The organism is Bartonella queenslandensis AUST/NH15, from assembly GCF_000312585.1.
Classification (GTDB): Bacteria; Pseudomonadota; Alphaproteobacteria; order Rhizobiales; family Rhizobiaceae; genus Bartonella; species Bartonella queenslandensis_A.
The window spans coordinates 111,439-117,838 of sequence record NZ_HE998012.1; the positions used below are offsets into that span (position 1 = coordinate 111,439).

General features: G+C 40.8%; 4 protein-coding genes and 2 pseudogenes. 5 read left to right on the top strand and 1 reads right to left on the bottom strand.

The genetic code is table 11. The features are described from left to right. Both BN338_RS08065 and tolB read left to right on the top strand, forming a co-directional pair. Positions 1 to 818: pseudogene (locus BN338_RS08065) on the top strand (cell envelope biogenesis protein TolA); the annotation flags it as partial. 43 nt (positions 819 to 861) lie between these two features. Then, the gene (gene tolB / locus BN338_RS08070) at positions 862 to 2,187 is read left to right on the top strand and encodes a Tol-Pal system beta propeller repeat protein TolB (protein ID WP_039760829.1); all 1,326 of its coding nucleotides are present in this window, start codon (positions 862 to 864) and stop codon (positions 2,185 to 2,187) included. Positions 2,188 to 3,506: 1,319 nt separating this feature from the next. Here tolB and BN338_RS08085 read toward each other — a convergent pair. Beyond that, the gene (locus tag BN338_RS08085; RefSeq protein WP_039760832.1) at positions 3,507 to 4,253 is read right to left on the bottom strand and encodes a YebC/PmpR family DNA-binding transcriptional regulator; all 747 of its coding nucleotides are present in this window, start codon (positions 4,251 to 4,253) and stop codon (positions 3,507 to 3,509) included. 370 nt (positions 4,254 to 4,623) lie between these two features. Between BN338_RS08085 and BN338_RS08090 the strand changes: the two genes are divergently transcribed. From BN338_RS08090 to BN338_RS12180, 3 genes and pseudogenes are all read left to right on the top strand, one after another. Then, positions 4,624 to 5,319, top strand: coding sequence for a DUF1013 domain-containing protein (locus BN338_RS08090; RefSeq protein WP_039760833.1), 696 nt, complete (start codon positions 4,624 to 4,626; stop codon positions 5,317 to 5,319). 199 nt (positions 5,320 to 5,518) lie between these two features. Continuing rightward, on the top strand, positions 5,519 to 6,037 hold the full coding sequence (gene pal, locus BN338_RS08095; RefSeq protein ID WP_039760834.1) for a peptidoglycan-associated lipoprotein Pal: 519 nt from the start codon (positions 5,519 to 5,521) through the stop codon (positions 6,035 to 6,037). 53 nt (positions 6,038 to 6,090) lie between these two features. After that, positions 6,091 to 6,400, top strand: a pseudogene (locus tag BN338_RS12180) (tol-pal system protein); the annotation flags it as partial.

Genomic DNA, 6,400 nt, shown 5'->3' on the forward strand with positions numbered 1-6,400 from the left:
TACCTGAGACACCTTCAGAGGCTCTGGAGGATGTGTCCAAACTTGCGCCTGAGGCGCCTTCAGAGGCTCTGGGGGATGTGTCCAAGCTTTTACCTGAGATGCCTTCAGAAGCTTTGGGGGAGGCTGCCAAGTTTTCTCTTAAGTCTGTGCACAAACACAAAAATGAAGCGATGATATCGCCAAAAGAATTGGCTCCAACGGTACAAAAGGCACCAGCAGAGCAGGTTGTTCATCAAGCGCCCAAAATTGCACTTCCAGAAAAACCTCTTCTTCCACAGTTTAAACCAAAATTTGATGAAGAATTGCCAATGAAGAAAGAGGGGGCCTTGGATCAAAAGATGTCAAAACTTAACAAGAAAAATCAAGAAAAACAGACCATTGAGGATATTTTAGCCATGGAAGAAAATAATTTGCTCAATCGTGTGCGGTCACAAGGAGGGGGAGCAAAACGTTCTCATACACCAGAAGCTTTGGGGGCAAGAAAAAATATTAATGATACCATAAAAATGGCACAAACATTGGTCAGTATGGTAGGGGGATGTATTCAACAGAAGCTTAAACTTGTGGCGCTTGGTGGCGATTTAAAAAATCGTCCCGTCGTGCGGTTGCGGTTTTACTTGGACCGTGAAGGGATGGTTATGGGCGATCCTATCATTGATCCCGTAAGCGGTCCTGAGAGTCAACAAGCGATTATGATCAGGCAGGTATACGCTGCTGTCTTTTCGTGCCAACCTTATGTAGATCTTCCCCGTGATCAGTATGACTTGTGGGGGCAAGGTTTTGACTTTAATGTTGATCCCCTCCAAGAAATAAGATGATAAATGAGAGAAAATACATTCGCTTAACGAAAGGACACATTCCATGATGACTATAACGAGACATAAAGTTTTTACGTGGTTTATAGTCACTTGTAGTTTGTGGCTTTCAAGTATGTCATCCGTTTATGCGCAGTTGAAAGGAACAATTTCGAGTGCTGACTTTAACCCTATTCCCATTGCAATTACAGACTTTATTTCAAATGATTCGATTGGATTAAAAATAACGGCTGTGGTGACAGCTGATCTTGAACGATCGGGGCTTTTTATACCACTTGATAAGGACAATTTTTTTGAAAAAATTTCTAATCCGAATAAACAACCGCATTTTGCTTCGTGGCAGAAAATAAAAGCACAAGGTTTGGTGACGGGGCAAGTCATGAGAGAGATCGATGGACGTTTGAGGGTTGATTTTCGTTTATGGGATGTTTTTGGACAGCGACAATTGAAAGGACGGCGTTTTTATACTGCGACAGAACGTTGGCGGCGCGTGGCTCATATGATTGCCGATGAGATCTACAGTGAGATGACAGGAGAAAGTGGCTATTTTGATACAAGAATTGTTTTTATCGATGAAACAGGACCCCAAAATGCACGCATTAAACGCTTAGCAATGATGGATCAAGATGGCGCGAATTTAATTTATATGTCTGATGGGAGTGAATTGGTGCTTACACCGCGTTTTTCACCCAAAAGACAAGAAATGACTTATATGGCCTATGAGGACAATCAAGTGCCTCATGTTTATCTCCAACAAATTGAAATGGGACAAAGAGAGTTGATTGGAACGTTTAATAACATGACAATTGCTCCGCGTTTTTCTTCTGATGGACAAAAGGTCATTATGAGTTTGTTACAAAATGATGGGAGTGCCAATCTTTACACCATGGATTTACGCACCCGTACCATGACACGTCTTACAACAACTTCTGCTATTGATACATCTGCTTCTTATTCACCGGATGGAACGCAAATCGTCTTTTCTTCAGATCGTAGCGGAAAACCACAAATCTATAAAATGAATGCGGATGGGAGTGATATTCAGCGTATTTCTTCAAATGAAGGGAGTTATGCGACACCTATTTGGTCACCACGGGGGGACTATATCGCTTTCACAAAACAATCCAATGGACAGTTTTCTATCGGTGTTATGCATCCTGATGGACAAGGAGAACGAATTTTAACCACAGGGTTTCACAATGAAGGACCGACTTGGGCTCCTAATGGTCGTGTGCTGATGTTCTTTCGTAAAAATTCTGGTATGGGACCAAAAATCTATACTATTGATATTACGGGACGCAATGAACGGCAACTCCCCACACCCAATGATGCTTCCGATCCAGCATGGTCACCATTGCTCAATATACAATAAAAATACTTAAAAATAGAACGTAGAAGGAATGCAGTTTCAAGTCTACACAATCTCAATGGTCTTTAATCATTTCAAGCAAGGGATTTGTGATAGGAGGCATGGCAGATTATATCGATTTCATCTATATTGGCTATCGTTTGTCGATAATGCAATTTCCTTGGGAAAAATGCTGTTAAAAAAACATTCCTTGAAAAAGTATAGTTGTTTCGAGGTTTTTCTCGATTGCCTTTATTCTCCAAACGGTTGCTATAGGTATTTTTGACTTCCTTTCTGATCTGGTGTGCTCAGAGTTCAGATCACCAAAAATAAATATGCCACAGCATGAGGTGAAATAATCGAATAAATCCTTTATAAGAAAATTCATCTTAAAGGTAAAAACACTTTCGTTGAGGATCATTCCAAGAGAGATCTCTTGTCGTTGAGAAAAAATCACACTATAACAGAATATAATCTCATGGAAAAATGGTTTTTTCCATGCTTCTTCTTGTCAAGCAGGTTTTCTCTGCTGCTCTCTTGATGTATTTTCTTAAAAGGAAACCTTATGGGCAAGAGCTTTCTCTCAAGATTATGGATTACGTCTTTCAAAAATATTGAATATCTCCAAAAGTTTTTTGATGCTTCATAAAAGAGCAAGCCGGCATCATATAAGCCCCTCATGTTACAACAGCCCTATCGTTTTGAGACAGTTCATAAGGGGCTATTTGCTCCTTTAAATTTTACCGCTATACGGGCTTTTCTGCTTCATGATGCGCAAGTAGATGACTTTGATTGATTCAACATATCCATAGATTTGGCCCACAGATTTGAAATGAGATAATTTTACGATATTGAAGGAATCTCATTCACATGCAATAACGCTGAACTCTCCTTATATAAATCGATGTGATGCGTATTTAGGGGAGGGTATTTTGTCTTCAGTTTCAAGTGAATCTTATGCATGATGATAGGAATGCGTCTAAAAAATCCACATTGTTTACAGACCAGATTGGGGCCAGATCGGGGCAAGATCTTCATCATTTGTGAAGGGTGGCGCAAAGGTTAATCTTAAAGAACAAAGAGAGAGGGGCTATAGGGGATATTCTTAGAATATATTAAGAAAGGCGTGAGACGATAGAGTTTTGTGCGCTTTTATCATCAAAATTGTTTAAGTGTTCAAAGGTATCTGCTTTATGCTTTTTTTATGCAATTGATAATGGTTTTCTTGGGCTTTATAAATGATTGACCCCGCTCTTGATGCGGGGTTTTTATATAGTGAATAAAGGGTTGACAAATGCTTTTTCAGTCCCCCATAGATGAGGAGAGGAGCAACAAGGTGGAAATTATACGGACAATTTTGCCAAAATCTCATCGCTCACATCAAAATTAGCATAAACACTTTGCACATCATCATCTTCTTCTAATGTTGAAATCAGTCGTAAAACGGATAAAGCTTTTTCTTCATCGATTGGAGCAAGGGTGGTGGCTTTCCAAATTGTTTTAATCGATTCTGCTTCACCAAGTTTTGCTTCAAGTGTTTTTGAAACTTCACCAATATCTTCAAATGCGCAGGTAATGTGATGTCCCGTTTCTTCTGATTGTACATCTTCGGCACCAGCTTCAATGGCAGCATCCATGATATTATCTGCTGTTCCTGCTTCTGGCTTATAAATTATTTCACCAATCCGATTAAACATGAAACTTACAGAACCCGTTTCTCCGAGCGCTCCTCCTGATTTGGTGAAAGCAGCGCGCACGTTTGAAGCGGTGCGGTTGCGGTTGTCTGTTAAAGCTTCAACAATGACGGCAACACCGCCTGGTCCATAGCCCTCATAGCGGACTTCATCATAATTTTCAACATCGGCTCCTGAAGCTTTTTTAATCGCGCGTTCAATGTTATCTTTCGGCATTGACTGTGCTTTGGCATTTTGGACCGCCAGCCTTAAACGTGGATTCATGGCGGGATCAGGAGCACCTTGTTTTGCTGCTACGGTAATTTCGCGTGCAAGCTTAGAAAATATTTTCGAGCGCATTGCATCTTGACGCCCTTTACGATGCATAATATTTTTAAATTGTGAATGGCCTGCCATAGTCTTCCTTCCTGTTTGAGGGCTGTCCTTCCGGTTGGATGCTTTGTTAGAATTTAAGGCGATAAAACACGCATCCCACCAAAAATAAATATGCCACAGCATGAGGTGAAATAATCAAATAAATCCTTTATAAGAAAATTCATCTTAAAGGTAAAGACACCTTGGTTGAGGATCATTCCAAGAGAGATCTCTTGTCGTTGAGAAAAAATCACGCTATAACAGAGTTTAATCTCATGGCAAAATGGTTTTTTCCATTCCTCGCTTTATTTTAAGAGTGGGTAGAAAAAACAAATATATAATAAGAAGTTCCAGTGCTCTTGAGTGGGCGTAACCTGCCTCATAGAAGAGGCGCAAAAGAGGATTTATAAAAATGGCAACGCAACTTTTGATGCCCAAGGCGACAGCTGTTTGGTTGGTTGATAATACAGCTCTTTCTTTTGAGCAGATTGCAGAATTTTGTAAATTGCATGTCTTGGAAGTGAAAGCTATTGCCGATGGAGAGGCAGCTTATGGTATTAAAGGTCTTGATCCGATTAGTTCTGGGCAGTTGACGCGGAGTGAAATTGCACGGGTGGAGGCGGATCAAAACGCACGCTTGAAAATTGCTCAATCGAGGGTGCACATTCCTGAAAAAAAACGTAAAGGGGCACGCTATATCCCTCTTTCTCGGCGTCAAGATCGTCCCAATGGTATCTTATGGTTGGTCACGAACCATCCCGAATTGAAAGATGCACAAATTGCACGGTTGATTGGCACAACAAAAGCAACCATTGAACAAATCCGCCTGAGAACCCATTGGAATAGTGCAAATTTATCTCCTCTTGATCCTGTAGGACTTGGCTTGTGTTCGCAAATCGATCTGGATTTTGAACTCCAGCGTGCGGCAAAAAACCGCCCTGTTGCTGCAGAGGAAGATAGGTCATTGCTTCCCGCCTCTGTGACTGAAAACGCTGCTCTCGAGGAAAATGAGAGTGAAGACGATCCCAACAAGACTTTTGATGCTGATAAAGTTTTTGCAAAATTAAACGCGCTGCAAAAAAATCGTCAAGAGCAAGAGGATGCGTAAAAAAACATGACGTATAAGGACAATATTACTCAATTTCTCATGGAGAGGTTAGAGGAATAGATGGAAGGAAGAAAAATTGGCAGAGACTGAAAAATGATGACAAAAAACAGAAAAATTTCGTCTTCATTAGGAATTAATGGTTATTCTTAAATATTCTAAGAATTTACCCTTCTTTACAAAACTTAAGGAGAAACGGACTATGCGCTCTACCAAAAATACCTTCTCTTATTCCTTAGCTATTCTCTTTTTTTTCTCACTCTGCTTGGGGGGGTGTGGCAAAAAAAATATCGGTGCTCTTCATGGTATGCATGGTGCTTATATGAATGATGCTGGTTTGAATCAGGGACCAGGTTCAGGGCAGGAATTTGCGGTGAATGTAGGGGATCGCGTATTTTTTAGTCTCGATTCTTCCTCATTGGATGCAGATGCTGAACGTATTTTAACGCGCCAAGCAGAATGGTTGCTTCATTATCCTTATTATTCTATTATGATCGAAGGTCATGCTGATGAACGGGGAACACGTGAATATAACTTGGCACTTGGACAGCGCCGTGCTGTTGCTGTGCGAAATTATTTGGTGTCTCTTGGTGTGTCTGAGCAACGGATTCAAACAATTTCTTACGGAAAAGAAAGACCTGTAGCGGTATGTGATGATATTTCCTGTTGGAATCAAAATCGACGTGCTGTGACAACGCTGGGTGACATGAACAATCATTAAAAAAGCGAATAGTTTATTTCAATTATTCAATGAGCTCTTAAGGGGAGAAAAGGATGTATCGTAAAATCAATTGGAAAACACTCTTTTATATGGCGGTTTTCATAGCTTGTTCTGCTTCATTTGCTGAAAGTGCGGCACGGAAGACCTCTGAATATCCAGCACATGATACGGATAAAGCTTCTGAGGCTGCTGATAAAGCATCTGATGCGGTGAAGAAAGCACAGGATGCTGTTGATAAAGCTGCTTCCGATACGATGGAAAAAGCCACTGAGGCTGCCGATAAGGCATCCGATGCGATGAAGAAAGCTTCTGATATTGTTGATAAAGCTGCTTCCGGTGCGATGGAAAAAGCTTCTGAGGCTA